We start from the raw sequence: 2999 nt of genomic DNA on the forward strand, positions 1-2999 counted from the left end.
GCCTACGGCCCGGCGCTCAATTCCGTCGGCATCGCCCAGGCGGTCGAGGCGCGCGGCCACAAAGCCGTTTTCCTGTCCGACCCCGGCTTTGTCGATGTCTACAAGGGCTACGGTTTCGAGGCGCATCCGGTGAACCTGTCGGAGCCGATGCCGCCCGAGCAGATGGCGAAATTCTGGGAGGATTTCATCAACGGCCACATCCCGAACTTCCGCAAATCGCCTTACGATCAGGTCGACAATTACGTCAAGGATTGCTGGACGGCGATCGTCGACAGCGCCAAATGGGCGCAGAAGGATCTGCCGCGCGTTCTCTCAGCCATCAAGCCGGATGTGATCTGCGTCGACAACGTCATCCTGTTTCCGGCCATCAAGCAGTTCGGCAAACCCTGGGTGCGCGTCATCTCCTGCTCGGAAAACGAGATCGACGACGAGGACATCCCGCCCCATCTCTCCGGCTGCGGCGAGAACGACCACGCCGGTCACCAGCGCTACCGCGATCATTTCAACGCGGTGATCAAGCCGATCCATGACGACTTCAACGCCTTCCTCGCCGCCAACAACGAGGCGCCTTATCCGATCGGCCAGTTCTTCGAGGCCTCGCCCTATTTGAACCTGCTGCTCTATCCCGAAGCGGCAAAGTTCAAGCGCCGCCACCCGCTCGACCCGGCAAAGTTCCAGTATCTGGAAGGCTGCGTGCGGCAGGAGAAACCCTACACGGTGCCGACATTCGCCAAAAACAATGACGGGCCGCTGCTCTATGTCTCCTTCGGCAGCCTCGGCGCCGGCGATGTCGACCTGTTGAAGCGCATTATCGCGACGCTGGGCAAGACGCGCTACCGGGCTCTGGTCAATGTCGGCGGCTACAAGGACCAGTACACGGACGTGCCCGCCAACGTGATCGTCGAGAGCTGGTTCCCGCAGCCTTCGGTTATCCCGCAGGTCGATGCGGTGATCCACCATGGCGGCAACAACTCCTTCACCGAGTGCCTCTATTTCGGCAAGCCGGCGATCATCATGCCCTATGTCTGGGACGGCCACGACAACGCCACCCGCGTAGAGGAAACCGGCCACGGCTTCGGCATGCCGCGCTACGACTGGACCGATGCCGAGCTGATTGCCAAAATCGAAACCTGCCTGACCGACCCGGCGATGAAAGCGAAGCTGGCGAAGACATCGGCGCAGATGCGCGCGCAGAATGGGCCGGAGAAAGCAGCCGGGTTGCTGGAGACGCTGCTATGACCTCCTCCGCTCCCCACCTCCACCAGGCCACCACCCGCACCGACCTCGTCGACTGGGGCGCCCAACCTGACGCATTGGAAGGCGCTTCGCACTCCACCGGCAGGCTCGTGCACAAAGGCCCGAACAACCAGCCGGAATCCGGCATCTGGGTGTGCACGCCAGGCCGCTGGCGCCTGAGCATCCCGCGCGATGAATTGTGCCATTTCGTCGCCGGCCGCGCGACCTACCGGTCGGATGTCGGTGAAGTGGTAGAAGTCTCGGCCGGCACCGTGGTCATGTTCCCGGCCGGCTGGACGGGTGAATGCACCGTGCATGAGACCATGCGCAACGTCTACATGCTGGCCTGACCACGGAGCTTGACGACATGCCGACACCGCACTGGCCGAAGGCCTCGACCGTGGAACTGGAGGACTGGGGCGCGGGCAGCAACACGCTCGCCGGTTCACCGCGCGCCTCGGGCAGGGTCCTGTCCCGGAACCCGGACGGATCGAGCGAATGCGGCCTGTGGTCGTGCACGCCGGGCACGCGCAAGGTCACGTTCGACGCCGACGAGTTCTGCCATTTCCTCTCAGGCCGCGGCAGCTATGTCCATGACGACGGCGAAGAGATCCCGGTCGAGGCCGGCACGCTGGTGTTCTTTCCAGCCGGCTGGACCGGCACCTCCATCATCACGCAAACGCTGATCAAGGCCTTCATGTGCCGCTGAGCACCCTTTCAAGGAAATCGACATGACCACACCCATCATGAAATCCCCGCTCACCATTACCGACCTCGTCGACTGGGGCGTCATCCCGACCATGATCGAGGGGCAATCCCACACCTCGGGCAAGCTGCTGTACAAGGGGCCGGAAGGCCGCTCCGAATGCGGGCTTTGGGTCTGCACACCAGGGAAATGGCACTGCCATGTCACCCGCGACGAGTTCTGCCACTTCCTCGAAGGACGCTGCACCTACGTCCACGAATCCGGCGAGGTCATCGAGATCGAACCGGACACCGCAGCTTTCTTCCCGCAGGACTGGAAGGGCGTCTGCACCGTCCATGAGACGATCAAGAAGGTCTACATGATCCGCTGAGCGGATCCGAGAGGATGTCCATGGATTTCTCCCCTGACCGGCCGACCTTCTTCGTCAACCCGGACTACCGGCCGATGGCAGGCACGGCAAAGCCGGTGATCGATCCGGCGACGATCGAAACAGTCGGCGCCATCGCTGCAGCCAGCGATAGCGAGATCGATGCCGTGCTCACCACCGCGACCAGGGCGCAGGCCGCCTGGAAAAAGCTCGACGCCAAGAGCCGCGCCAAGCACCTGCATGCCGTCGCCAACGCCATCGAGGTGGCCAACTTCACCCGCTGCGCCGAGCTGATGGTGCGCGAGATGGGCAAGCCCTACCCCGAAGCGATCGGCGAGATCGCCAACTGCGCGCCGATCTTCCGCTACTACGCCGAGATGGCGCGCGACGATGCCGGCAAGATCGCCGGCACGACGCAGGCCGGTTCGTTCCAGTATGCGCGCTACGAGCCCTATGGCGTATCCGTCCACATCATGCCCTACAACTTCCCGATCCTGCTGATGTGCTGGACGGTCGCCGCATCGCTCGCCGCCGGCAATGCCTGCGTCATCAAGCCGGCCGAGGCGACGACGCTGTCGACGCTGGACTACATGACCGTGTTCCGCTCGCTGCCGGAAGGGCTGGTCTCCTGCCTGCCTGGTGGAGCGGCCACGGCGCAGGCGCTGATCGCCTCCGAACGCACCCATGCGG

The 2999-nt window shown here is 63.7% G+C and carries 5 protein-coding genes; all 5 read left to right on the forward strand.

From position 1 onward, the window contains the following. Positions 1 to 1239: glycosyltransferase (locus EN750_RS26610; RefSeq protein ID WP_127398389.1), on the forward strand; the 1239-nt coding region annotated here is incomplete at its 5' end. Further along, the gene (locus tag EN750_RS26615) at positions 1236 to 1586 is read left to right on the forward strand and encodes a cupin domain-containing protein (RefSeq protein ID WP_127398391.1); all 351 of its coding nucleotides are present in this window, start codon (positions 1236 to 1238) and stop codon (positions 1584 to 1586) included. The genes EN750_RS26610 and EN750_RS26615, both read left to right, overlap by 4 nt. A 17-nt stretch (positions 1587 to 1603) precedes the next feature. Beyond that, complete coding sequence (locus EN750_RS26620) at positions 1604 to 1945, forward strand: cupin domain-containing protein (RefSeq protein WP_127398393.1); 342 nt, start codon at positions 1604 to 1606, stop codon at positions 1943 to 1945. Positions 1946 to 1967: 22 nt separating this feature from the next. Then, positions 1968 to 2312 carry a cupin domain-containing protein gene (locus EN750_RS26625; RefSeq protein ID WP_013528939.1) on the forward strand — a complete coding sequence of 115 codons (345 nt, stop codon included), beginning with the start codon at positions 1968 to 1970 and terminating at the stop codon, positions 2310 to 2312. 20 nt (positions 2313 to 2332) lie between these two features. After that, a partial coding sequence (locus EN750_RS26630) for an aldehyde dehydrogenase family protein (protein ID WP_127398395.1) occupies positions 2333 to 2999 on the forward strand: 667 nt, incomplete at its 3' end.

The organism is Mesorhizobium sp. M7A.F.Ca.ET.027.03.2.1 (assembly GCF_003999175.1).
In the GTDB taxonomy this organism is placed as follows: domain Bacteria; phylum Pseudomonadota; class Alphaproteobacteria; order Rhizobiales; family Rhizobiaceae; genus Mesorhizobium.